The 24,754-nt window shown below is 47.1% G+C and carries 21 protein-coding genes; 11 read left to right on the top strand and 10 right to left on the bottom strand.

Annotated elements, in window-relative coordinates:
- Window positions 1-39: 39 nt before the first annotated feature.
- Together EH243_RS14645 and EH243_RS14640 are read right to left on the bottom strand one after the other, a co-directional pair.
- Window positions 40-1,566: a tripartite tricarboxylate transporter permease gene (locus EH243_RS14645; RefSeq protein ID WP_126159416.1), complete on the bottom strand. Its 1,527-nt coding sequence runs from the start codon at window positions 1,564-1,566 to the stop codon at window positions 40-42.
- A 14-nt stretch (window positions 1,567-1,580) separates the two neighbouring features.
- A complete protein-coding gene (locus EH243_RS14640; RefSeq protein ID WP_126159415.1) occupies window positions 1,581-2,045 on the bottom strand; it encodes a tripartite tricarboxylate transporter TctB family protein in 465 nt (154 codons plus the stop codon).
- An 819-nt stretch (window positions 2,046-2,864) separates the two neighbouring features.
- On the opposite strand from EH243_RS14640, the gene EH243_RS14635 reads away from it, so the two are divergent.
- The 10 genes from EH243_RS14635 to EH243_RS14590 all read left to right on the top strand — a co-directional run bounded on the left by EH243_RS14635 (window position 2,865) and on the right by EH243_RS14590 (window position 12,571).
- Window positions 2,865-3,212, top strand: coding sequence for a RidA family protein (locus tag EH243_RS14635; protein WP_126159414.1), 348 nt, complete (start codon window positions 2,865-2,867; stop codon window positions 3,210-3,212).
- 27 nt (window positions 3,213-3,239) lie between these two features.
- Entirely contained in the window at window positions 3,240-4,481 is a 1,242-nt protein-coding gene (locus tag EH243_RS14630; protein ID WP_126159413.1) for an NAD(P)/FAD-dependent oxidoreductase, read from the top strand.
- A gap of 15 nt (window positions 4,482-4,496) precedes the next feature.
- Complete coding sequence (locus EH243_RS14625) at window positions 4,497-5,213, top strand: aspartate/glutamate racemase family protein (RefSeq protein ID WP_126159412.1); 717 nt, start codon at window positions 4,497-4,499, stop codon at window positions 5,211-5,213.
- Between the two features lie 682 nt (window positions 5,214-5,895).
- A complete protein-coding gene (locus EH243_RS14620; protein WP_126159411.1) occupies window positions 5,896-6,249 on the top strand; it encodes a hypothetical protein in 354 nt (117 codons plus the stop codon).
- Between the two features lies 1 nt (window position 6,250).
- Window positions 6,251-6,892 (top strand): hypothetical protein, encoded by a 642-nt coding sequence (locus tag EH243_RS14615; RefSeq protein ID WP_126159410.1) that lies wholly within the window; start codon window positions 6,251-6,253, stop codon window positions 6,890-6,892.
- Between the two features lie 43 nt (window positions 6,893-6,935).
- On the top strand, window positions 6,936-8,120 hold the full coding sequence (locus tag EH243_RS14610) for a hypothetical protein (RefSeq protein WP_126159409.1): 1,185 nt from the start codon (window positions 6,936-6,938) through the stop codon (window positions 8,118-8,120).
- Window positions 8,121-8,199: 79 nt separating this feature from the next.
- A complete protein-coding gene (locus EH243_RS14605; RefSeq protein ID WP_126159408.1) occupies window positions 8,200-8,919 on the top strand; it encodes a C39 family peptidase in 720 nt (239 codons plus the stop codon).
- A 20-nt stretch (window positions 8,920-8,939) separates the two neighbouring features.
- A complete protein-coding gene (locus EH243_RS14600; protein WP_126159407.1) occupies window positions 8,940-9,752 on the top strand; it encodes a hypothetical protein in 813 nt (270 codons plus the stop codon).
- Window positions 9,753-9,883: 131 nt separating this feature from the next.
- Complete coding sequence (locus EH243_RS14595; protein WP_164549128.1) at window positions 9,884-11,077, top strand: transporter; 1,194 nt, start codon at window positions 9,884-9,886, stop codon at window positions 11,075-11,077.
- A gap of 87 nt (window positions 11,078-11,164) precedes the next feature.
- Window positions 11,165-12,571: a sigma-54 dependent transcriptional regulator gene (locus EH243_RS14590; RefSeq protein ID WP_241235094.1), complete on the top strand. Its 1,407-nt coding sequence runs from the start codon at window positions 11,165-11,167 to the stop codon at window positions 12,569-12,571.
- Between the two features lie 131 nt (window positions 12,572-12,702).
- Here the strand turns inward: EH243_RS14590 and pdxR are convergent, their stop codons facing one another.
- The 7 genes from pdxR to EH243_RS14555 all read right to left on the bottom strand — a co-directional run bounded on the left by pdxR (window position 12,703) and on the right by EH243_RS14555 (window position 22,527).
- The gene (pdxR, locus tag EH243_RS14585) at window positions 12,703-14,172 is read right to left on the bottom strand and encodes a MocR-like pyridoxine biosynthesis transcription factor PdxR (RefSeq protein WP_126159405.1); all 1,470 of its coding nucleotides are present in this window, start codon (window positions 14,170-14,172) and stop codon (window positions 12,703-12,705) included.
- A 267-nt stretch (window positions 14,173-14,439) separates the two neighbouring features.
- On the bottom strand, window positions 14,440-15,831 hold the full coding sequence (locus tag EH243_RS14580) for an aminotransferase family protein (protein ID WP_126159404.1): 1,392 nt from the start codon (window positions 15,829-15,831) through the stop codon (window positions 14,440-14,442).
- 391 nt (window positions 15,832-16,222) lie between these two features.
- Window positions 16,223-17,593 (bottom strand): sulfoacetaldehyde dehydrogenase SafD, encoded by a 1,371-nt coding sequence (gene safD, locus EH243_RS14575; protein ID WP_126159403.1) that lies wholly within the window; start codon window positions 17,591-17,593, stop codon window positions 16,223-16,225.
- 2 nt (window positions 17,594-17,595) lie between these two features.
- Window positions 17,596-18,348 (bottom strand): sulfite exporter TauE/SafE family protein, encoded by a 753-nt coding sequence (locus EH243_RS14570; protein WP_126159402.1) that lies wholly within the window; start codon window positions 18,346-18,348, stop codon window positions 17,596-17,598.
- 389 nt (window positions 18,349-18,737) lie between these two features.
- The gene (gene glcF / locus EH243_RS14565) at window positions 18,738-19,958 is read right to left on the bottom strand and encodes a glycolate oxidase subunit GlcF (protein ID WP_126159401.1); all 1,221 of its coding nucleotides are present in this window, start codon (window positions 19,956-19,958) and stop codon (window positions 18,738-18,740) included.
- 24 nt (window positions 19,959-19,982) lie between these two features.
- Window positions 19,983-21,044: a glycolate oxidase subunit GlcE gene (gene glcE / locus EH243_RS14560; protein ID WP_126159400.1), complete on the bottom strand. Its 1,062-nt coding sequence runs from the start codon at window positions 21,042-21,044 to the stop codon at window positions 19,983-19,985.
- A gap of 1 nt (window position 21,045) precedes the next feature.
- Window positions 21,046-22,527, bottom strand: a complete 1,482-nt coding sequence (locus tag EH243_RS14555; RefSeq protein ID WP_126159399.1) for an FAD-linked oxidase C-terminal domain-containing protein — start codon at window positions 22,525-22,527, stop codon at window positions 21,046-21,048.
- Between the two features lie 118 nt (window positions 22,528-22,645).
- On the opposite strand from EH243_RS14555, the gene EH243_RS14550 reads away from it, so the two are divergent.
- The gene (locus EH243_RS14550) at window positions 22,646-23,575 is read left to right on the top strand and encodes a LysR family transcriptional regulator (RefSeq protein ID WP_126159398.1); all 930 of its coding nucleotides are present in this window, start codon (window positions 22,646-22,648) and stop codon (window positions 23,573-23,575) included.
- Between the two features lie 72 nt (window positions 23,576-23,647).
- Here the strand turns inward: EH243_RS14550 and EH243_RS14545 are convergent, their stop codons facing one another.
- Complete coding sequence (locus EH243_RS14545; RefSeq protein WP_126159397.1) at window positions 23,648-24,136, bottom strand: acyl-CoA thioesterase; 489 nt, start codon at window positions 24,134-24,136, stop codon at window positions 23,648-23,650.
- Window positions 24,137-24,754: the final 618 nt, after the last annotated feature.

The raw sequence follows: 24,754 nt of genomic DNA, 5'->3' as shown, positions 1-24,754 counted from the left end.
GATTGTGTTTCTAGGGACGGTTTTCCTGTTGTGATGCCTTCAGGCTGCTTTCCTCTTTGCCAAGGTAATTAAGGTGGCTGCTTTTGCTTTTCGTCTCATGCGCATGCTGGATATGACGAAGAAGGCAGACAGTGCGATAAAGACCCATGAGAATGGAGACGCAAAAAATAGATGATATTCGGTGCCAACAATTGCGACAGCTTGGTCTAAATTCTGCTCTAAAAAGGGCGTCAGAATAAAACCGATGATAAATACCGCGGGGTTTAATCCGACTAATCGCATGCCGTATCCCATGATGGTGAAGAGGATAAGAATCAGAATGTCATTCATATTCTGGCCTGCGGTAAACGCTCCTGCGAAGGCAAACACCGTGACACATGGGAAGATGTAATAACGCCGTAGAGATGCCATCTTGACGAAAAACTTAAACCCAGCCCGTGCGATGCCTAATAGAAATAGATCGGTGAGGAGAAATCCAGCAAAGATGGCATAGATGGTTTCGGTATGTTCAAAGAAAATCATCGGGCCGGGGGTTAATCCATGGATTAAAAATGCACCCATCAGTAGGGCGGCGACATCATCGCCGGGTATGCTGAGGGTTAGCATCGGAATCAAGCTTGAACCACACACCGCGTTATTGGCTGATTCAGCGGCCGCAATACCTTCTACCGAACCTTTTCCATACTCGTCGGGTTTTTTCGACGTCCGCTTGGCTTCGCTATAAGCGATAAACGCGGCAGTGCTTGAACCCAAACCCGGGAGCGCGCCAACAAAGGTACCGATACCACTGGATTTTAATATAGTGCCAAACACACTGCGAAACTCTTTGAAGCTAATGCGGTTATCGGCAGGGTTGGGTGAATGGGTAATCATCATTTCATGATGGGGTGTTCGCCGCCGCCGAATGACGTTAAACACTTCAGGCATGACGAGAATACCAATTAGCATGGGGGTGAAGGTAAACCCTCCCATCAATTCGGTATAGCCAAAGGTAAAGCGGGATGCGCCGGTGATCGAGGACATACCGACCATGGCAAAGAGCATTCCTAGGCAGCAGGAGAGTAAGCCCCGTGGGATAGATTCTCCAGCCATGGTGCCTATCACGGTGAAAGCAAACAACAGTAAAAATACTTTCTCGATCGGCCCCGCTTGCAACGAGATTAAAGAGAAAGGTGCCGCGACGAGAATCAATACTAAGGTGGCCAACATCTCGCCAGTGATAGAGGCAAACAGTGACATATCGAGCGCTTTACCCGCTTTGCCTGCCTTAGTGAGCGCATGGCCGTCTTGGGCGGTGAGAAAGGAGGCGGCTGCGCCTGGGGTATTGATCAATATCGCCGAAATAGACCCGCCATAAATACCCGATTTATAGACCGCCAGTAGCATGGTGATACCGATAATGGGATCGACATAAAAGGTCATGGGCAGAATGATAGCGATCGCCATGATGGCAGATATACCCGGGATAGCGCCAAAGGTGATACCAATCACGACACCGAGGATAATCCCCAAAATCGGGCCAACCGCTAAAATTTGGGAGAAGCCATTAATAATATTATCAAACATTTAATAACGCTCCTTTATAAAGACCATGTGGGCAGAAAGACACGTAAAAATTCTCTCGAGCCGTAATAGATGAGTAGCGGCGTGACAATCGATGTCGCCACAATGGGCACCCAGTTTCGGCCGCCAAGGAGAATGGCGACGGCGATCATGACGAAGGGAGTCGCGACTAAAAAACCGATATAAGGTACGGCCAGCCAATAGGCGATAAAGATACCGATATAGACAAAAATACCGGAGAAACCGTTAGTTATGATGACTTCAGAGCCTTCCGGCTGTGCGCCTTGAGATAACGTTTTAAGCGATTGAATTGCGATGGTGGCCGCGAAAATAATGATTAGGCTCGCCACAACCCGTGGTAAAAACATAGAGCTTAAATCACTCTCTGCGCCGCCCTCAACTAGGTTGTCATTCGTTAAAATGATCACGGAAAGTATTATCAATAACGTCGAAAGCGCGACATCAATTTTTCGTCTATCCATTGTGTTACCTGAATATTTATTTTTTTGAGTTACGTCAGAGCACTTTATGAGAGCTCCTTGCAATGGGTCTTTCAACGGTGCTGATCAGTGTCAATTTTCTCTGTCAAAAGCCGCTATTCAAATCAGTTTATACAAACAGAACATAGATACAATTCTAAAAAAACTTTGATGTTATAAGTTTGTCTTATGAACTTTTGATGTTTAGCCGCGAGATAGGCTTAGGTGCACCAATACGAATCTTTTGGTTTTATTTGGCTTTTTCAATGGGAATTATCGCACTTTTATGGGGCGATTGTTCGGAGAGTATTTTTTATTAGTCGGTTAAACATATGTCCATGAATCTTGTTTCATCGAATCATATTGTCTTATGACCTGCAGAGGGTTTACAGGTCACGATGTTTAACCTCATGGTTAATGCATCTCTAGAGCCGCCGTTTCAATACTTATACTTACGCTTTGTTTCAGCACTCATAGTTACGCTTTATATATATAAGTTTTTTTGATGAACTCGTAAGTATTTTGAATTTGTTGTTATATTTTTTGCAACAGATAATGCCTATCTAAAGCATGGATCGAACAGTTATGCGCGCAGATGTGCCTAGCAATCAACGGGAATAACCTTAATGAGCTTAAAACCTATGCTTATTAAATGAAGCATCTGGAGCGCCTTTAGCGGGTGCTATTGAAGGAGCTTCTCTTATCTCGATTGATGATGGCCTGCCTGATGTTTTCCCTTTGTCGTTTAAATTGTGAACGCTTGTGAAACCGTCTGCACATAACTTTGTCGTGCCAACAATCCTATATATAAGAGCGTAAGTAATGATTCAGCGACAGCATTCTAATCAACGTATGAGCCAGCTAGTCAGCTTTGCCAACCTATGCTGGACAGCAGGCCAAGTAGCCAAAGATCCATCAGAGGATATCGCCGGACAAACGCGCCAAATATTGGCACAGATCGATGGGTTATTAGCCGATGCGGGTAGTTGTAAAAGTCAGTTAATTAGCGTGAATATTTGGCTTGCTGATATTGATCAGTTTGCGCAGATGAATGCAGTTTGGGATGACTGGGTCGATAGTGACAATCCGCCAGCCCGTGCCTGTGTCGAGTCCCGCTTGGCGCGCCCTGAATTACGGGTAGAGATTCAGGTTGTTGCGGTTACCTCTTAAGCATAAGTGTCTCACTAGGTAGGGATTATGGACAGTTCACAGATTGGTGTTGTTGGCGGCGGTGTTGTTGGTCTTGCAACCGCTATTTTTTTGCAACAAGCAGGGTATCAGGTAACGTTAATCGATAAGGAAGCCCCCGGTATGGGCGCTTCGTTTGGTAATGCGGGTCTATTTGCTGACTATGCTAGATTGCCGTTTGCTAATTTTTCGATGATGCGCAAGATGCCGGGTATGTTATTGGATAAAAGCAGCCCTTTGTCGATGCAATTAAGCTATTTACCCTCATTGATGCCGTATGGTTGGGAGTTTTTCAAAGCGTGTTTTCCGGCTAACTATACTCGGGCGAAGGTCGCCATGAAGGCGTTGCAAGAGCATACCCAGCAGGCCGATCAAGCGCTTTTAAGCCTGACGCAGTCGCAAGATTTGATTAAATCGGAAGGTTGTTTAGGTCTGTTTGCCACCGATGAAGCTTTTGCTACGGCGCAAAGCGGTGATCTGCACAATCGAAGAGAGCAGGGGGTTGAACTCGAGTTTTTGAATGCTAACCAAGTTCAGGCGTTAGAACCCGATCTGGCAGGCTTTCATGTCGGTGGGGTTTTCTATCCCAATACACGCTCTACCGTGAGTCCGATAGAGTTAAGCCGGCGTTATGCCCGTCACTTCACGGCGAATGGCGGGGTTATTTTGCAGGATGAAGTGCTGGCGTTAATACCGAATGAGCATGATGTGGTGGTGCGTCTGAGCGATAGACATATCACCTATGATCAAGTTGTACTTTGCGCGGGCCTTGCATCCAAACATCTCTTGGCAACCTTGGGTATAAAGGTACCAATCGTGAGTGAACGGGGTTATCACCTAACCCTTGATACGGGCGATAAATCATTGAATCGCCCTGTGGGCTGGTTGGATAAATCGGTTTTCTTAACACCGATGGATGATGGTGTTAGGTTAGCAGGCACCGCGGAATTCGCTTCTGCTGAAGCCCCGCTCAATGTTGAGCGGACGGAGGCGATGCTTGCTCATGCGAAGGTGATGTTGGGGAGTGATCCCGCGATTAAATCGACCTGGGTTGGGAGTCGGCCCTCAACACCGGACACTTTGCCGGTTATTGGCTCGCTTGAACGATATCCTAGAATCACCGTCGGTTTTGGTCACGGTCATTTGGGCCTGACCTTTGCTGCGGTAACGGGGCAGCTGATTACTGAGAGCCTACTTGGGCAAACCCCCTCGATCGATTTAAAACCTTTTTCTGCAACTCGTTTTAGCTAACGGTAGGATCTGAATATGATGATTAAAGGCGGACACAATGTCTGTGGGCTGGTCATGGGGGTTATCTCCTTGGAATCTTATTTTCCTAAACCCGATGGGCATATCAAAAATCCCGCGAGTTTTGATTTTCCGGTGTTATATCACACGGTAAAAGGGGCGACGATTGAACGTCTAATCAGTGAACGTGACCCTGAACTGTTACAGCCTTTTATCGATGCGGCACAGGCGTTAGAGCGCGAAGGTGTTAAAGCGATCACGGGTAGCTGCGGCTTTTTAGCCTTGCACCAAAAAGCGATTGCGGATGCGGTGGATATCCCGGTGTTTATGTCCAGTCTGATCCAGGTGCCTTTGGTGTCGCGTATGTTAAAGCAGGATCAGGTCGTTGGGGTGGTGGTGGCGAATAGTGATGCGTTGTCGTCAGATCATTTGACGGGTGTAGGCATTGCGGATGAACCGATAGTGGTGGCCGGTATGCAGCATCAACCACAATTCGCTGACGTTATTTTACGTGGAAAAACCGATGATCTAGATATGGCTCTCTTCGAAGAGGAACTGTGTGCGGTGATTCAAGGGATGCTAGAGGCTAACCCTAATGTCGGCGCTCTTGTCTTAGAGTGTACCGATCTTTCACATTTTGCCCCGGCACTACAGGCGAAGTTTGGCTTGCCTATTTTTGATTTGAGTAGCCTAACACGAATGGTGGCGGCAACTGTGAATCGGCACATCGCTTAAATACCATTGCTTTAACCTTCAGCTAGGGTCTCGTAGGTATGGATTCATGTAATGGTTACATGGGAAATGCCTTATATCATGAACGTCGTTCTAGAAAATACCTGGGTGCTTTAAGCCCAGGGCATTCTTGCCTGAGTAATATGATCACCGGATAACCGACTGAGATTAGCCCCTCCCCCGAAAAACAGCATTGAAACCTTTTGAGCCCCCTTTTTATACACCCTTTTATACACCGGATGGTACAGGTGTAACCCTTCCTTAATATGCGATCTAACAACGTCATTAATACGTTTTCCAAGTATGAATATAAGCGGTCAAGTGCGTGTTGCTGATGCGGGCTAACTCAGCGGTAGCACTTGTTACGAGGGTATCTTGCGTTTGAAACCCTGTGATAAGAGGCGCTTTCATAGCGAATAGCAGTGCGGTGATATAGCTTGTTGTTGGCTAATCGCTATTTCATAAACGTTACATCTCCTTCTAGAACTCTAAGTGATTGTTTAATGGTTGTTTTTTTGATTGGCTTATTTAAGTGTTTCATTTGATTAACACTTAGGGGGCTTTTGATCATCCGGTTATCGGTTTTTGTTAATAAAAACTATTTATTTTCAATGAGTTGTATTTTTTGGACTGATGTTTGCTGTATTGAGAATAACAACAATATATTCAATGTTAGGTGATCAACATGATCAAACGTCTTCAGCAAGCCTATACCGTAAAAGCACTGGCGATGATGTTGCTACTGCCGGTAGGTCTGTGGCAGACGCCTACGGCAATCGCTGATCAATCGAGTGATGATCCTTTGTCGGTGTTTGAAGCTAACATGAATAATGCATTACCAGATTCTACTTATGTAGCGCTTTCAGAAAACCAGCTTAAAGACATTCGGGGTGAGGGCGTTGATGCTGTTATTCCACAGGCTCCGATGGAGCTGGGTGTGATCCTTTGGGATGAAGGCGATACCAAAAAAGGCGGTCACAACGGCCAAGGCTACGGCAATTCAGTGGTCACTGTGAAAGTCCATTGGGAGGTTCGTTGAGATGAAACATACGCGCTGTATTCATACCACAAGTTATTTATTCATGTTGTTAATGGCAACTAATGTTTCTGCTGAAATATCGTTGAGTGATGAACAATATGGCAGTAGCCATCGTTCTGTTATTACGGATAGCGCGCTTGAAGGAAGTGTGGGGATTATCGGTGTCAACATCGCGGCAGGGGACTCTAATACCCAGCTAAATGCCCGTGCGCTGGCTGTGAGTTTTGGGCAGGGCGTAGATGTGAATGCGAGTGTTAAAGCGTCCCAGTATGTTGGCTTTCCAGATAGCGATAGTAGAGCAAGCTCCGCGGTGAGTTTGATTGAAGGTAACGCATTTGCGAATGCGTCAGGTTTGATTTCTGTTAACCATGCTAGCGGTTCCGGCAACGCCCAGTTGAATGATGTTTCTATCGGTTTTGCATTAGGAGGGACTGCCGTGACTGAAAGTGAGTTAAACCTCACGGTAACCGGGCAGCCCGCTATTCAATCAGATAACGATTTAACAGGACATCGTGAAGTATCGATTGGCGAGGGTGCTTTCGATGGAAGCAGTGGATTGGTTCAAGTCAATCAGCTGGCGGGTTCAGGTAATACGACACATAACAGTTTTGGTCTCAGTGTTTCGCTGCAGACTAAAGAGTAAGTATCGGGTATGACCGATAAGAAAAACAAAAAGGAGAACCACCATGAAACAGGTATTTAAATTAGCTCCATTGGCTGTAGCTGTTGCTGCATTTGGTTTTGCTGGTATTGCGAGTGCTGATAATGGCGGACGTCATCATCAGTCCAAGGAAGGCGCTACATTGAGTAAATCGGTGAGCGTAAGCAAAACCGTTGATTACTCCGGTGATGTGTCTATTAGCGGTGATATCCAGATTAATGCTTTGGGTATGGCTGTTATCGACCAGGAGCAGGATAGCGATAACAATCTGACGATCAATGACCGAGTCGATAATAATGCGACGTTTAATGGCAATGCTCTGCGTAGTGGTAAAGGTAATATTGGCGTCAACGTCAGTGCGGGGGATAATAACGTACAAAGCAATGCCGCGGCTCTGGCTGCCGCAGATGCGGGCTTTGTGTTTGGCTCTGCGGATGCAGAAGTGTTTGTTGATCAGAATGCAGAAAATAATGTCGCGTTCAACTGGGGGACGATTAATAATTCCAGTTTAAGTGGTAATGCATTGCAAAATGCTAAAGGTAATATCGCTGTTAACGTGGCCTCAGGGAGTGGCAACGTGCAGGGCAACTCTTTTGCGGCTTCAGTTGCATCAGGTTCCATGGGTGAGGCCACCGTATCCGTTGCTCAGGAAACCGAAGGTAATATGACTCATAATATGCCAGAAGAAACCTTTGAAGTGGTTACCACTGAGTTTAGTGTAGGAGGCAAACTACAGGGTGACTATAGTGGTAATGGTCAAGGTGGATACATTGGTGTGAATGGCCCTGCGCAATATACCGGTACATCCACTCAGAGCAATGATGTGTATCCTGAAATTTGGAAAGGGGATAGCCATAGCGATGGTGGATCAACCTATGTCGGTCATATTGATTTTGATAATGAGGCAGAGGATGCCGGGAAATTCGAATTTGATGAGGAAGGAACAATCGGCTCATCCCTTGAAGGAGGTGTCTTAGGCTTTAGCGAAGCAGGTACTCAAGCATTGAGTGGCGTTTTGACTGGATCGGCTCAACATGTCATTTCCCGTTATGTGCGCCATCAAAACAATGCCTCACTGGGTGATAATGCACTGCGCGGTGCTAAAGGTAATATTGGTGTCAATATTACCGCTGGCACAAACAACCTTCAGAATAATAGTTTGGCTATGACGAAGGTCGATGTAATGACTGCAGTAGCGCCTACAGAGTAACAATACTCATGACCTAATATAACCTGGGCTAGTCTTATTCTTGAGTCTAGCTCGGGTTTTAATAAACAGGTATCTAACGATGAGTATTTTGCTTATCAACATCCATTATTCGATAAGGTTGGCATTAATATTAGTGCTGACCTTGTCTTTTAGTGCGTTCTCATTTTCTGGTCAGATTGAACTTTCGAATGCCTTGCCGGGTAGTTTTGGCCTGCGTAAGTCGGTGGTCAGTATGCATGAGCAACGCTATAGCAATCTAGTCAGGCAGCAGACAGATTTTAGTTGTGGTGCGGCTGCGTTGGCGACAGTACTTCGCTATGGATACGGGTTGCGTGTCCAAGAGGAGGACATGTTAGACGGGCTATTTGCGGTTAGTGATATTGATAAGGTGCGTGAGCAGGGATTTTCACTTTTAAATATTAAGCACTATCTGGAGCGGATAGGTATGCGTGGACGGGGTTATAAAGTCGAAACGGATACACTATTAAATATAAAAATTCCAACCATAGTGTTGCTGGATCTGAAAGGTTATAAGCATTTTGTTGTATTAAAGAAAACCGAAGAAGATTTTGTTTATCTGGCGGATCCTGCGTTAGGGAATAAAATCATGCCTAAGCAGAAATTTATGGATAGCTGGAATGGTATTGTATTTGCAGTTATTGGACGAGGATTTAACAAAAACTCAATATTGGTTAACCCTCGACCGCAATTAACCGCCCGCGCTTTAAATAATACTTTCGCTCCTTTGAGTAATGCACAATTACTGGATTATGGCTTTCGTCATTCAGACCTTTTTTAGGTTCCGAAAGGGAGAAAATAATGAATATTTGGCAAAGAAATTATTGTACAAACATCGTCGCCAGTATGACCTGGTTAGCCGTAGTCGCGATACCGGTTGCTCAGGCTGATACTGTTCAGCCTAAGAGCTTTGGCCTGCAGGGCGCCGCTGTCAGTGATAGTGAGTTAGCGTCCATGAGAGGCCGTTTTATCGATGGCCGCAATGTTACCTTTTTTGGCGTCAGTATGATGACGGATTGGTATTTACAGTCGGGTAAGCACATCGATATGGAGATGCAGGTCAATTTTGATCTCTCAGGTGACCGTTATCAACCGACTATGTCAATGTATCGCAGCCAAGATGTCGGTTCGCAGGTTGCATCCGGTTACAGCGGTGATGAGCCATTGGATAATATATCCAATAGCCAAGGGCTAAATAGTGTATCGGGTGTTGTACAGAACATTCAGGTAGCAGGGGATCAGAATCGCGTTGAAAACGGTGTTGAATGGACTATCAGTGATCAAGCGGCCGTACAGCAGACTGACGGGTTGGTTAAGGTTGATGTGGCCGAATCTCAAAACCACTTAACAGAAGAGGGTGTGGGTACCAAGGTTTCGGTTGGTACCGATGGTGTGGGTTATCAAGTCGATGTGCCCGATGTTGGACGGGTCACGCAGCATATTAATAGCTCTCAATTGACGGGAGGAAATATATTACAAAGCACACAGTTAAATAGCGACCTGAATCAGGTATTCAATCGTATCGGCTTGACCGTTACGTTAAGCCCCGAAACATCTAATATGCACCCGCAAAACATCAATAACGCACTTAATCAGCTACGAGGTCTACAATAAAGTGGCAGCTTTTGTATCAGCTGCTACTTTTAATATCTAACTGCATAAAAATAAAAAATTAGATTTATTAAGCTTAGGGGATGAGTGTAATGATGAATCGAGCTTTCAGGTTAAGGCCGCCTGGTATTCTTATGGGATTGTTGACGTTTACGTTAATTCCGTTGGCGCAAGCGGCCGATGTCCCTATGGCGAGTGAGGCGGAACAGCTTAAATTTGAAATTCAGCAACTGAAGCTAATTAATGATAAGCAAGCGCAAACATTGAGGCAGATGGAACAGCGGCTGTATATTGTTGAACAAGGCGGTTCAACCTCTTCCACGCAAGCTTCTCAACAAAAGGTTGCAGGTAAGTCGGATGTCGTAAAAGAGGCTCTTCCTAGTGCCAGTATTGATAATATGATGGAGGAAGAGCATGCATTATTTAGTAATGACTTCACCCTAGAGTTAGGAATGAATTACAGTCATTATGATCGCAAGGAATTAGTGTTAGAAGGTTTTTTAGCACTGGATGCTATCTTTCTAGGCGATATCTCAGTTGATGATATCTCCGCCGATATTTTTACCTTTGATATGACCGGCCGTTACAACATTAATGATCACTGGCAACTGGGTGTTAATATACCGTTTGTCTATAGGGAGAGTACGTTTCAACGGAATATTAATGGGGTTGGCGCTGAGGCATCGGTTAATGAAGCCGGCTTAGGTGATATCACGCTGACATCGGCTTATAAGTTATTCACTGAAACTGAAAATAGACCAGATATTGTCTGGAATCTCAGTATTAAAACCCCCTCTGGTAGTGACCCCTACGGCACATCAACGGTTACGAAAACAGTGAATAATGGCGGAAATAGTGATCAAGTAACCTATCCTAAAGAGTTACCAACAGGCAGTGGCTTGTGGAGTATTAGCAACAGCCTATCTTTCGTCAAAACAACAGACCCCGCTATTATTTTTGCCAACCTGGGATATACCTATAACTTTGCAGGCAATTTTGATGATATTAGCTCTGCTGACGGCGATCAGCCCGGTGATGTGCGTCTTGGTAATTCATTTTATTATGGCTTAGGTATGGCATTTGCGCTGAATGAGCGCATGAGTACGAGTTTATCCTTCTCACAAAGGATCAGCCAAAATGGCGAGACCCGTTTGAAGGGAGGCAGCTGGCAAGAAATTTTCGGCAGTAACGGTAATGCGGCAACCTTTAATATTGGTGTCACTTATGCGCTGAGTGAAAAACTGTCGATGTCCACTTCGTTAGGTCTCGGCTTAACCCCCGACGCCCCCGATTATAGCTTGAGCCTTAAGTTCCCCTATCGTTTTTAACTATCTATTTGACATCAGGAGGTCTGTTGGAAAGTTGTTGCTGGCTTAGGTTTTAAAGTATTCACCGTTGTGTAAGGGAGGATGATTGTGATTGTTCAGAAAATGGAGTTTGAGTTACGTTCAGTTTTATTTGTCGTAACCCAGGACAAGATTGATGCAGGGCAGGTGACGTCGATTCCTGATTGGGATGTTCATGTGGCTCAAGGGCTAGAGAGTGCGGCGCTCAGTCTTGCTAATAATAACTATAAAGTGGGGTTGATTCAGCTAGAAGACTTTAGCAATAAGATGCTTCGAGCGGTAGAACAATTGATAACAACGGATCGTTCGATGGAATGGATTGTGTTGACTAATGATGAGTGTTTACAGAAGAAACCTTTCTGTAAATTTATTAGTGAAACCTGTTATGACTTTGTGACTTTGCCATTAGATGACACCGGCTATGCCTGTTTACTTTCTACGTTAGGGCATGCATTCGGTATGGCAGGGCTTAAACAGAGTGATAGTGAACCCAACTATGACGAATATGAGATGGTGGGTAGTAGCCCCGCGATGATTAAACTGTTTAGCGCGGTTAGGCGAGTCGCCAATGTATCAGCACCCGTGCTGATTTGTGGCGAAAGTGGTACCGGTAAGGAGTTGGTCGCCAGAGCGATTCATGAGCGTTCGAGTTGTGCCGACGGCCCTTTTGTTGCCGTCAACTGTGGTGCCATTCCCGAAAATCTGATTCAGTCGGAGCTTTTTGGTTATGAAAAAGGCGCCTTTACGGGGGCCAATAAGCAGAAATTAGGTCAGATTGAAGTCGCATCTGGTGGCACGCTGTTTCTCGATGAAGTTGGCGATCTACCATACGATATGCAGGTTAATTTATTGCGCTTTCTGCAAGAGAAAGTCATTCAGCGCGTAGGGGGGAATGAGGAGATAAGCGTCGATGTTAGGGTCATCTCTGCTACCAATGTCGACCTTGAAGCGGCGATTAAAAAGGGTCGGTTTCGTGAGGACTTGCTGTACCGTTTGAATGTACTACAAATTTTAACCCCTGCCTTACGTGATAGAGGTGGCGATATTGAATTGCTGACGAAATTCTTCTTCGATCACTTTCTATCTGAAGGCCAAGGTCGGTTGAAAGGCTTTTCTCAACAGGCTTTATTAGCCATTCAGCAGCATCGTTGGCCCGGTAATGTGAGGGAGCTTATTAATCGGGTGCGACGGGCGATAGTGATGTGCGATGGAAGGCTTATTCAGCCAAATGATTTGGGCCTGAAGGAGTGTGCTGTAGAGGAATCTTTAGTGATGCCCTTGAAAGAGGTGAGAGCCTTGGCCGAAAAGGAGGCGATAGCGAATGCTATACAGAACTGTCGACAAAATATGACCCAAGCCGCCAAAATGTTGGGGGTTTCCCGTGTCACTCTGTACCGCATGATGGAAAAATACGCCTTAGTTCAGCCGACTGAAGCGTCTGTCGAAACTGATTTTCAAAAGGTCCGTCCAATTTAAATCAATTCATTCTCCTTTATTAGTGACGATCGCATGATGACGCCTATCTTTTTTATTGTCATCAGCTGTAGAGGTTAAGTCACAACATAAAGGAGGTTCTCGTCCAGGATTTATCAGTGTTTACGCTACTTTCACACTGTGGTCATGTTGTTAATCAGTTCGGCTAGTTTTTTGATGCCGGGCTCGATGCGGTCGGTAGAGATTGAAGAGAAACCCAGACGAATAAAATTCTTGGGGCCGTCATCATGATAAAAGTGGATATGGCCGGGCTCAATAATGATACTTTCATCGATGGCACGCTGTTTTAGTTCGGCGGTATCTAGGTTGTCAGGACAGCGGACCCAGTAGCAAGAACCACCAAAATTGGGCGCTTCATGGCTGCCCGGTAGATAGCGACTAAGCGCCTCATCAACGGCACGCCAGCGGGTGCGGTAGTTTCGATTAATGTTCATAATTAACGCGTCATAATAGCCACGCTCTAAGAACATAGCCGCCGCGCGTTGATTATTTGATGCGGGGTGGCGAATCATTAGGCGGCGCAGCGCACGGGCTTCTTTGATTAAGGGCTCCGATGCCACCACATAGCCGAGGCGTAGGCCGGGGGCTAATGTTTTTGAAAGACTTCCGATATAAATAACGCGATCACTTTTATCTAAACTTTTCAGCGCTGGATTGGGTTTGTTATCGAAATTGGTTTCGCTTTCGTAATCATCTTCAATGATTAAGAAATCATCGCTGCAGGCGCGATTTAATAATTCGTAGCGTCTTGCCAGAGGCATGGTTACCGCCGTCGGGCATTGGTGGCTAGGGGTGGTATAGATTAAATCACAATCACTGAGTTGATCGCCGATCATCAAACCATCTTGATCGATCGGCAGAGGCTTCATTTGGCACCCGTGCAGTTTGGCGATATTGCGAATATCCACATAGCCGGGGTCTTCTAAGCCTAGGGTCGAGTGCTTATCTAGTAATAACTGCACCAACAGATAGAGTGAGAGTTGCGCGCCGACGGTCACCAATATCTGTTCAGGCGAAGCCCATATACCGCGACGGGGCAGTAGGCGGGTTCGTATTTGCTCAATTAGCCGCGGGTCATCGTGATCTAAGCTATCCGAGGCCCAATCACTGACCGCGGAATCACTGACGGCATCGCGACAGCATTCTCGCCAGTTAACGGCGGGAAAGATTTTTTCATCAAATTGGCCATAAATAAAGGGATACTGGTAGCGTTGCCAGTCCAATGCTTTGTTGATATTGATCTGTTCACTAGGGTGGATTTTGAAGCGCTGTTGCCAATCAAACCGTTGATCGTCCCCGGTCAGAGGTTCCGCCTGTTCCGCCGCTTGGTTATGTAACATGTCGGGGTTTACAAAATAGCCTCGTCGCTCGCGCGCAATCAGATAACCATCATCGAGGAGATGTTCATAAGCTAATACCACTGTATTACGCGCGATATCTAATAGCTTGGCGAGTTTTCGGCTAGACGGTAGCGGGACATCCGGCGGGATATTGCCATTCATAATGGCGCTGGCGATCTGTTCTCTTAACTGTTTTTGCAGGCTAACGTTTTTGTCTTGAGTGAGATGGAAAAGATGGAGCATATACAAGTGCCTCATGCTAAAAACAGACTTATATAATGAAAGCAATCCGTAGCTAAATATAAGAGAAGAGATCAATCATCAATGTGCTGAAATAATACCATAACTGGCTGAACGTATTGATAATAGAGGGGATGTCGATGAAAAGATAGATGAGTGATCGGAGGTTAAGGTGGTTGATGAGCCCCATTTGCCAGCCTGAGAGTATGAACTCTTTCAGGCTAACAAAGGGAGTAAATAACCGTTATTGAAAAGTAGTGCGATAAAAAATTATAGGCTGCTAGTGACGGCTAACAAGGCTTCGTCGATAGCGTTGACCACTATATCGATCTCTTCCTTAGTAATAATGAGCGCCGGTGCCAAGCAGATGGTGTTATTGAACTCTTTGAATGAACGGTTAGTTCGGCCAATAATGACGCCATTGGCCATACAGTGTCCTGCAACCGCCATGACCACTGATTCATCAACGGGCTCTTTTGTGGTTCTATCTTTAACCATTTCAAAACCAGCAAACAGGCCTTTACCGCGTACATCACCAATGATGTCATGCTTCTCTTTTAGCCTATTCAGTTGGCTAATCAGGTAGGCACCTTGGGTATTGACATTATCGAGCAGGTTTTCATCTTCGATAATTTGCATATTAACCAAGGCGGCAGCGGGCCCTGCAGTACAGCCACCAAAGGTAGAGATGTCGCGGAAGTAGCCCATACGAGGGTCTTCATCTTCTTTAAAGGCATCAAATACCGCTTCGGTGGTGACGGTACAAGAGATGGCGGCATAACCGGATGCAACCCCTTTGGCCATGGTGACAATGTCAGGCTGGATGTTGTAATGCTGATAACCAAACCATTGACCTGTTCTGCCTAGACCACAAACCACTTCATCGATATGGATTAAGACATCATATTTTTTACAGATCTCTTGCACACGAGGCCAGTAACCGGCGGGTGCTTCGATAACGCCACCACCGGCGGTGATAGGTTCAAGACAGATGGCACCGACTGTTTCAGGCCCTTCGGCTAAAATGACTTTTTCGATCTGATCGGCGGCCCAGATGCCGTAGTTTTCTTTATCGGCCTCATCTTGCGCCCGGTATTCACAGCAGTGAGGCACTTCAACAAAGTCGGGTACAAAGGGACCATATTGGTTTTTACGTTCAAACTGCCCCGTCGCACTCAGTGTACCGATGGTGGTACCGTGATAATCACGGTCACGGTAAAGGATCTTCGTTTTCTTGCCGCCATATTTCTTGTGTGCGATTTGGCGAACAATTTTAAAGGCTTTTTCGTTCGCTTCTGAGCCCGAGTTAGAATAGTAAACGCGGCTCATGCCGGGCATTTTTTCAATCAGTTTTTGCGCAAACTGTGCAGCGGGAACGTTACCGGCGGTTTGTGCAAAGTAGTTCATTTTGACTAGCTGGTCACGCACGGCATCGGCGATTTCGGTACGGCCATAGCCAACGTTAACAGTCCATACGGCACCTGAAACGGCATCAAGGTATTCATTGCCTTTAGCATCCCATACCCGTAGGCCTTTACCGTTAACGATCACCATAGGGTCGCTTTTTTCAAAGGCTTTATGTTGCGTCAGATGATGCCATACATGGTTACGGTCACTGTTCACGACATCGATAGAATCAAACTCATTCACATTATTGGTCATATTAGCCTCATCTGTTTATACCGGAGAGACAAGCTGATATTTTATTTTCTACCGTCTTTGGCGAGCCATATTTATAAACAGCGTTATAACCAGAGTTATAAAAGTTTATCAGTAACGGCTTGATAACCAATAAGGTTGAATAATATAAACTTGCCTAATTATCAATAATGTTAAATTACGCTTCTCTGTACTTGCTCGTTAGGGCCAGATGAAACTCCGACTTGAGGCCAGCGATAATATCTAAATAGACCAAAGGTAAAACGAGCGCTGAGATAGTTTTAAAAGCGAAAAAAACGCGGGAAAAATAGAAAAGGGAGCCGAAGCCCCCTTTATCAATACAGTTGTAATAGCAATGATTAACGCTAAGACAGAGTGTAAACGCTAGCGATAATTAGATAACCAATGTTTTGGTATAGCTCATTTCGCGAATCGCATATTTAATGCCTTCACGGCCCACACCGCTTTCTTTAACACCACCAAAGGGGAAGTGCTCTGTACGGAAACCAGGACCTTCGTTGGTGGCTAGGGTGCCCACATCCAGCTCTTCAAACAGATAGCGAATAACAGACAGGTTATTACTGAATATGCCAGCCTGTAAGCCATAAGCGGTGTTGTTGATAACAGGAATAATCTCTTCCACATCTTCAAATTTAAACAGCGGCATCACCGGACCAAAGGTCTCTTCAATCATGACTTCGCTATTGGCGCGAACGTTTTCTAGGATGGTTGGGTGTACAAAGGCACCGTCGTATTGGTTACCAAGGGCAACGGTTGCACCGTCTTCAATGGCTCCCTCAATACGTTGACGAATCTCTTTAGCAGCCCCCATATGAATCACAGGCCCAACAAAGGTGTTGTCATCCATTGGATCGCCAATCACCAGTGCAGCGCTCTTGGCGACCAGAATATCGCGGAATTGATCATAGACAGAAGCATGCACGAATAAGCGTTTCGCGGCGGTACAGCGTTGTCCCGCGGTGGCAAAACGATGGTTAATCGCAGAGGTTGCCGCGGCTTCTAAATCGGCATCATCCATGATGATTAAAGGATCATTACCACCGAGTTCGAGTAGTAGTTTTTTATAACCTGCAGCTGCAGCAATAGCATTTGCCGCAGCGGTGCCGCCGGTAAAGTTAATGGCATTAACATCGGGGTGAGCGTTCAGTTTATCCAGATCAGCGAGCGGTGGCATGCAAAATTGCAGCACACTTTCTGGCATACCGGCTTCATAGCATAGCTCAACCAGCAACTGAGAGGTCGCTGTGTTTTGTGGACCCGGTTTAAAGAGAATAGCATTACCGGCGGCATAGGCAGGCCCGATTTTATGCATCGCAATATTAATGGGGAAGTTGAAGGGGGTAATGCAAAAAATAGTCCCTAGTGGGCGCCAGCAAACCACGCCGATCTTACCACCGGCGGGAGCGTAGGCATCAGAATCGAGTGATTCACCACTGATTTGACGCGCTTCCTCACTGCTAGCGATGGTTGCATTAACCGCCCGAATCATTTCAACGCGGGAATCGGAAATCGTTTTGCCGGTTTCAATGGTAATCAATCGCGCCATTTTTTCAGCGTTTTCTTTAAGGAGACCGGCCAATTTTGCCAACACGTTGGCACGCTCATAAGCGGCTGTTTTGCGTTGAACCTTCTGACCCGTTTTAAGCAGCGCTAGCTTCTCTTCAATTTGTGTCCAACTGGTGTATTCATATTCACCAATCTGTTCATTGTTGTAAGGGTTTACTAATGTATAGGTTTGGCTCATTGCTAAACTCCCATTTGGATGAGTTGAAATACGATACGACTGGCTGCTATGAATAGTGCCAGTTTCATGAGTGTAAAAAAGACTTTGGTATTGATATAACGCAGTCCAATAACGCCAAGCTTTGCACCCATAACGGCGGCTAAGCTTAATATGCCAATCAGGTAGGCGTTATCGATAAATGAGAAACCGAGAAAAATAAAGGCTGGTATTTTAGTCAGATGAGCAAACATCTGCATAACCGATTTATTACAGACAACCTCTTCTTTGCTCATATCATCGCGCATAAAAAAGAGTGCGAGTAAGGGGTCGATCGCACCCACAATAATGCCCATGCTGCCGGTCGCAATGCCGACCCAGAAAAAATTCTTATCACTGATTTTAAAGTGAGGCAGGTGTTTAGGCTTAAATAGGGTATAAGCGATTAACAGAACCAATATCAGTAGAGGAAAGAACTCTCCCACGTACTTGACGATAAATAGCGTAGTGATAAGCGCGCCAATGACCGCACCGAAGGCAAAGGGGGTGCACATGCTCCAGCGGACATCCTTGCGTAGAAACCAAGCGCGGGCTGCGTTATTGGTGATCTGTACAACCCCGTGTATCGCGACCAGCGGTTTGACGGGCATATAGACACTCATCGCAGCGAACATCAATACGCCACCCGCCATGCCGGTGATGGAGGTGATCATCGATGCGATCGCGACCGCTAATGAGAGCCAGATGATGCTTTCGTTGGATAAGTTAACAACTTCCATTATTTCTCAATTTAAGTGACGAGTTGTGTGTAGGACTTAGCATAAAAAGAAAGTGGTCAAGGCTATAGGGCCAGTTTGACGTATGTTCTTGTCCACCCTCGTTAATGGTGAAAAACGCAGGGTTTAAGCCTATGGGTTTTATAGAAAACGGCGGGTGAATACACCGGCAACCTGATTGATTCAGATTACGCGATGATCGGGAGAGCAGCGAGGGGCTGTTAAGCTGTCAGTGTTATCAGTGTTGTCGGCTTAAAGGAGGTTGTTCTAACCATAGGATGCTGTCGATGAAGCCGCCTAGAGTCACAGGCCTACGGTTATTGAGCGAGTGTTGCGCATGCCTGCTTCTATTGAAGCAGGATGCAGTAGGGTATCAACGGGTTGTAACCCGGTTATTTGGCGTCACGAATAGATTGATCGACAATCTGTATCCAGTGTTTTACCGGTACTTCCGCGCTAGCTAGGTGGGTCATGCAGCCGATATTGGCGGTGCCGATCACATCGGGAGCTCCGCGCATTAAGCTGCTGAGTTTTTTGTTTTTTAACTCGGTAGCCAGTTCCGGCTGAAAAATTGAGTAGGTGCCGGCCGAGCCACAGCACAGGTGATTATCCGCCACAAAGGTTGTTTTAAACCCTAAACGGGTGAGGATTTTTTCCACTTCGCCGGATAACCCTTGGGCATGTTGTAAGGAACAAGGACATTGAAAAGCAATCGCAGCGTCGGGGTTGAGTGATAGCTTATGTAGCTCTTCATGGCTTAATATTTCGACAATATCTTTGGCTAAGGATGAAACCCTGAAGGCTTTGTCTGCATAGGTCGCATCACATTTTAACAGCTCGCCATACTCTTTGATGGTCGCGCCACAGCCGCTAGCGGTGATCACAATGGCTTCACAGCCCGCCTCAATATAGGGCCACCAGGCATCAATATTCCGGCGCATGAAATCAAGGCCATCCTCTTGTTGATTCAGGTGATAACTGACGGCGCCGCAGCAGCCCGCTTTAGGTGCAGCGATCAGTGAGATGCCTAGTAATGACAGAATTCGGGCGCTCGCAGCGTTAATATCCGGTGCCAGTGCGGGTTGTACACAACCTTCGAGCACCAGCATTTTCCGGGGATGGCTATCGCTAGGCCAGGGGCTTTTTTTCTCGTACGCGGGTATTTTTACTTTCAGGTGAGAGGGGAGTAACGGTTTAAGGGTTTGTCCGAGTCGCAGTAACGATTGAAACCGCGAGCGATAGGGCAGCACATTGACGATCGCAGTACGCAATAGCCTTTGTTTAACATTACGGGGGGCTTGTTGCTCCACTAATGGAATAGCAATATCTAATAACCGATGATACTCAACATTGGAGGGACAGGTGGTTTCACAGGCGCGACACTGGAGGCAGCGATCAAGATGGTCTCGTGTGTGAGATGTCACTGGCTGCCCTTCGAGCATCTGTTTGATCAGATAGATACGGCCTCTGGGGCTGTCTAACTCATTATTCAGCACGTTATAGGTGGGGCAGGTAGCGAGACAGAAGCCGCAGTGTACGCACTTGCGTAGAATAGCATCGGCTTCCTGGCCTTCCGGGGTGTCCTTGATGAAATCTGCTAGGTTCGTTTGCATGATGGAGGTCTCTGGCGTGCCGGATTAAAGGTCAGGGTAGATGCGGCCAATATTGAAAATATGCTCGGGATCGAAACGCGCTTTGAGGCGTTGATGCAGTGCCAGTAACGCCGCTGGCAGCGGGGTGAAAATATGGGTGCCTGCCATAGGGTTTCTGAAACAGGTGGCGTGTCCGCCCTGGGCTTTGGCCCACTGCTGAATCTGCTCGCCCTGCTGACTATAGAGCCAGCGAAGGGCACCACCCCACTCGGTCAATATTTGGCCATCATATAAGCTATCTGGAATAGCGGGTGCCATCGGCGGGATCGAAACGCGCCACAGCGGTGCGGGTTGCTGAAAAAACGCATGTTGTTGTTCTTTGAGGTTATGCCAGAGGCTATCAGAATCGGCCAGTGTATCGCCGCCGATCCGTTGTATGGCTTCCCTAACGCCGCCCTGTGCACCGGATAAACGGATGTAGAGTTGATCTTCATGCTGCAGGGTGGCGGAAACCGGAACGGGTTGGAGGCCAATATCCGCTAGTAGACTCTGCATCTGTGGAAAAGAGGCGCTGAGTACTCGGGTTTCTTCATAATGGGGTTTAGGTATCACTTTGAGGGAGATATCCAGCAAAACCCCTAATGTGCCTAGTGCGCCGCACATCAGGCGGGATAGGTCATAACCGGCGACATTTTTCATCACCTGACCACCAAACTTAAGCCGCTGCCCTTGACCATTGATCAGCGTAACCCCGAGAACAAAATCTCTAACCGCCCCTGCGTAAGGGCGTCGAGGGCCTGATAAACCACAGGCAACGGTACCGCCGAGGGTGGCATGGTCAGAGAATCGTGGTGGCTCAAAGCCAAGCATCTGTCCCTGTTGCGCCAGTAACTGCTCAATCTCTTTTAAGGGGGTGCCTGCGCGAGCGGTGATCACCAGCTCAGAGGGTTCATAGTTAATAATGCCTTGGTACTCGGCCATCATTAATGGTGTTCCCGACGTCGCTGCGCCATAGAAATGTTTACTGCCGCCGCCCCGAATCTGCAATGGGCTTTTCGTCGCTGCTGCTTGTTGTACCTGTGCCGTTAAATCTTGGATATCGAGCATATTAAAAACGTTCCAGATGGGGGAAGGGCATTTCGCCTTGATGTACGTGCATCGCATGAAATTCAGCGCAGCGGGCGAGGGTGGGTATCTGTTTGCCCGGGTTGAGCAGGTTTTTGGCATCGAAGGCGGCTTTAACCGCGTGGAACTGTTGGATCTCAGCTTCGGTGAACTGCAGGCACATCTGATTGATCTTTTCGAGACCGATGCCGTGTTCTCCCGAAATGGTGCCGCCCACCTCGATGCAGAGTTCTAGAATGCGTGTGCCGAGCTCTTCGGCCCGATGGTGTTGGTCGGCATCCATGGCGTCGAACAAAATAGAGGGGTGCATATTGCCATCACCCGCATGGAAGACATTGACCACTAACAGTTGATATTCATCGGCCAGTTGATTGATACGTTGCCAGACATCGGCCAAGGCTCTTCTCGGGATGGTGCCATCCATAATGTAGTTATCCGGTGCTAACCTCGCCATCGCGGGAAAGGCTGCTTTGCGGGCCGCCCAGATACGAGCCTTCTCTTCCTCATTGTTGGATATTTGGATATTCGCGGCATCCAGAGCTTCCAATAGTGACATCACTCGGGTGAGTTCGTCCTCGACCTCCTCAATACTGCCATCGAGTTCGCAGATTAATACGGCGGCGGCATCGATGGGATAACCTGCGTGCATCAGCTCTTCGATGGCATTGATACCGGTATGGTCAATCATCTCTAACCCTGCGGGGATAATGCCTGCGGCGATAATGTGGGCAATGGCATGACTCGCATTCTCGATACTGTCAAAGCCACATAACAACACGCGGGCGCTGGCGGGTTTGGCGAGCAGTTTGACTCGAATGCCGACGATCACACCGAGCAACCCTTCAGATCCCGCAAACAGCGCGGTGAGATCATATCCTGCGGCATCTAACGAAGCCCCGCCAAGGGTGAGTCGTTCGCCTTCAATGGTGATCACATCGAGCTCAAGAATATTATGTACCGTCAGACCATATTTTAGACAGTGAATACCGCCGGCGTTCTCGGCCACGTTACCCCCCACGGAACAGGCTAGCTGTGATGATGGGTCCGGTGCGAAATAGAGATTGTAAGGTGCTGCGGCTTGGGTCACGGCTAGGTTGCGCACACCGGGTTCAATCAGGGCGGTTTTATTGGCAATATCAATATCGAGTATACGATCAAATTTGGTCATGCTCAGCAACAGGCCGTTTTCGACGGGCATGGAACCGGCGGTTAGCCCTGTGCCGGCGCCTCGAGCAACCACCGGGATATCCAGTTCATAGCAGAGGCGCATGATTTGTTGCACCTGTTCAATGGTGTCAGGCAGTACGGTGAGCAGTGGCAACTGGCGCATGGTGGTGAAGGCATCGCACTCGTAAGCGCGCAAGGCTTCAACGCTGGTGACAATATTTTCCGCTTTGATGAAGCGTTGCAGTGGCGTAAGAATACGTTGCAGCTGCTGTTCTCGTGTTGGTTGAGCGTCGCACATGGCCGATACCTAAATTGTCCCGTTGGATGGAGTTTAGGGGGAGTGATGATATTAAAAAAATACATATTATATATACTTAACCATCGTGTTTTTTAATGGCTTATAGGCGGGTGTTGGTTTGAATCTGAAGCAGTTGGAATATTTTGTACAGATCGCTGAACATGGCAGCTTTTCGGCCGCTTCTCGCGCTATTTTCGTCGCTCAGCCGGCGTTGACCCATCAGATAGCGGCGTTGGAAACGGAGTTGTCGATAAAACTCTTTGCCCGCAGCGTTAAAGGGGTAAAGCTGACCGAGACCGGTGAAAGCTTTTTACATCACGCGAGACTGATTTTGCGGCAGGTGGATAAGGCTAAATCGGATCTGATCTCCGATGAGATAGCCCCCAGAGGGGAAGTAGCGGTTGTGATCGATTCTTCCAAAGCGTTTGCCCTGATTCCCCATCTGCTGTCTTTATGTGAAACCCGCTATCCGGATATTCAGCTGCAGGTGCGTGATGCGATGAGTGTCGATGCGGCGGCCTTAGTACAAGAGGGTAAGGTGGATTTGGGGTTGATTCCCAACGCGGCGGATATCGAGGGTGTGGATGCTATTTCAGCCTACCAAGAGAACCTTTATCTATTTGGCAAAGCGTTGCTGCCCTTTGCCAATGAGGGGACGATCAAGTTTGAACAGCTATGTGAGTTCCCCTTGGTGGTGCCCGCTAAGCCCCATAGCATGCGGCTGCAACTAGAACAGAAAGCATTGGAGGCTAGGCGGCCGCTGAATATCCGTTATGAACAAAATTCTGCCAATGTTATCCGCAGTATCGTTAACAGCGACTTGGCCAAAGCGATTGCGCCCTATGATGTGGTGACGCAAGAGTGGCGGGGTGATCAGCTCGATGCCTTAAAAATCGTCAGCCCCGAAGTCAAGCGTGTCCATGCGATCGTATCCCTTAAAGGGCGACCGAAAACTCGGGCTGCCCGAGCGGTGGAAAGTATTCTAAAAGAGGTGATTCAAACCCTGCATACCTCGGGGCAGTTACGAGGGACATTGTTACTGCCATGAGCGGGTAGTGATTAGCCGGTATTGAGCATTGATGATGGTATCGGTTAAGCAGTAGACCGCTTATCGGTTGATTCAAGCTTGGCGACCGGCTAAACGGGCCTGAACTTTTTCGATAACCTCGGCGGGAGGGATGACTCCCTGCTTGCTGAGTACGCAACCTTTCGATGTGCCCTGCGCCAGTATCCTACCTTTAGAGGCTTTGCTTTTACAGATAAAGGTGTGCGTCATATGAAAGGTTTTCTCATCCCAGCCGGTAATTTCCATTTCGAGATCATAGCTTTGAAACAGGTTTAACGGTCGTTTATAGACCATGGTTTGTTCTGCCACAACCGGCATCCAATTTTCACGCAGCATGGTTTTGGCCAGTCCAGTGCGGATAAACATATCCACCCGTGACAGATCACAGATAGTGAAAAAGCGGCCATTATTCATATGTCGATTAATATCGATATCATTGGGTAAGACGCGAAGCGATAAGGTGTTTTGCGGGTGGTCTATCGAGAGGCGTGGCTTAAAAAAGGAAGCAATGAGTAGGTAGATCATGCGTAGATAAAGGTTCATAGCGGTTGCCGTCGAGAATAGAAAGCCTTGATTGTCGTCGACAGCGGTTCAGATATCACTAACATCAGCGGGCAGGATGGTTTACAAATTGAGTCACTTTGCTTTTAAGCCTGTTAAAAGAGCGTGTCAGCATTGGCTGCCTGATGCTCGATTGGATCCGTTGAACCTTGCGGCAAAGCCGTCATAGCGGCGATACGCCAGATAGGATGAACATATCGAAAAGGAGGCGTTGATGTTATCAGTCCTCCTTTTTCATGCCTGAGTTTCGGTGGTTTGCGATAGGGTTATTTGCCGTCTATCTTGGATATCCGGCCGTAAAACCGATCCATCTGAAAAGAGCCTTATGATGTTAATTGTGGCGTTAACGCTATTAACACAATGGATCAGTCTCAGCGGTCCGCGAATATGGGTCATCATGGGATCGGGCAATAAGCCGTTTGAACTGCTGCTGATAGCGTAGCCAGCTTAGGGAAGATGCGAATAAGCCCTGTTCATGAGACAATTTATTTTTAATCTTCGAGCCTGACCATGCCACATCAACTTACCTTTGCCGACAGCGAATTCAACAACAAACGTCGTAAAACACGTAAAGAAATTTTCTTGACTCGAATGGATAGC

This window comes from Amphritea opalescens, from assembly GCF_003957515.1.
Taxonomy (GTDB): Bacteria; Pseudomonadota; Gammaproteobacteria; order Pseudomonadales; family Balneatricaceae; genus Amphritea; species Amphritea opalescens.
This window is presented reverse-complemented; position numbering and strand designations above follow the sequence as displayed.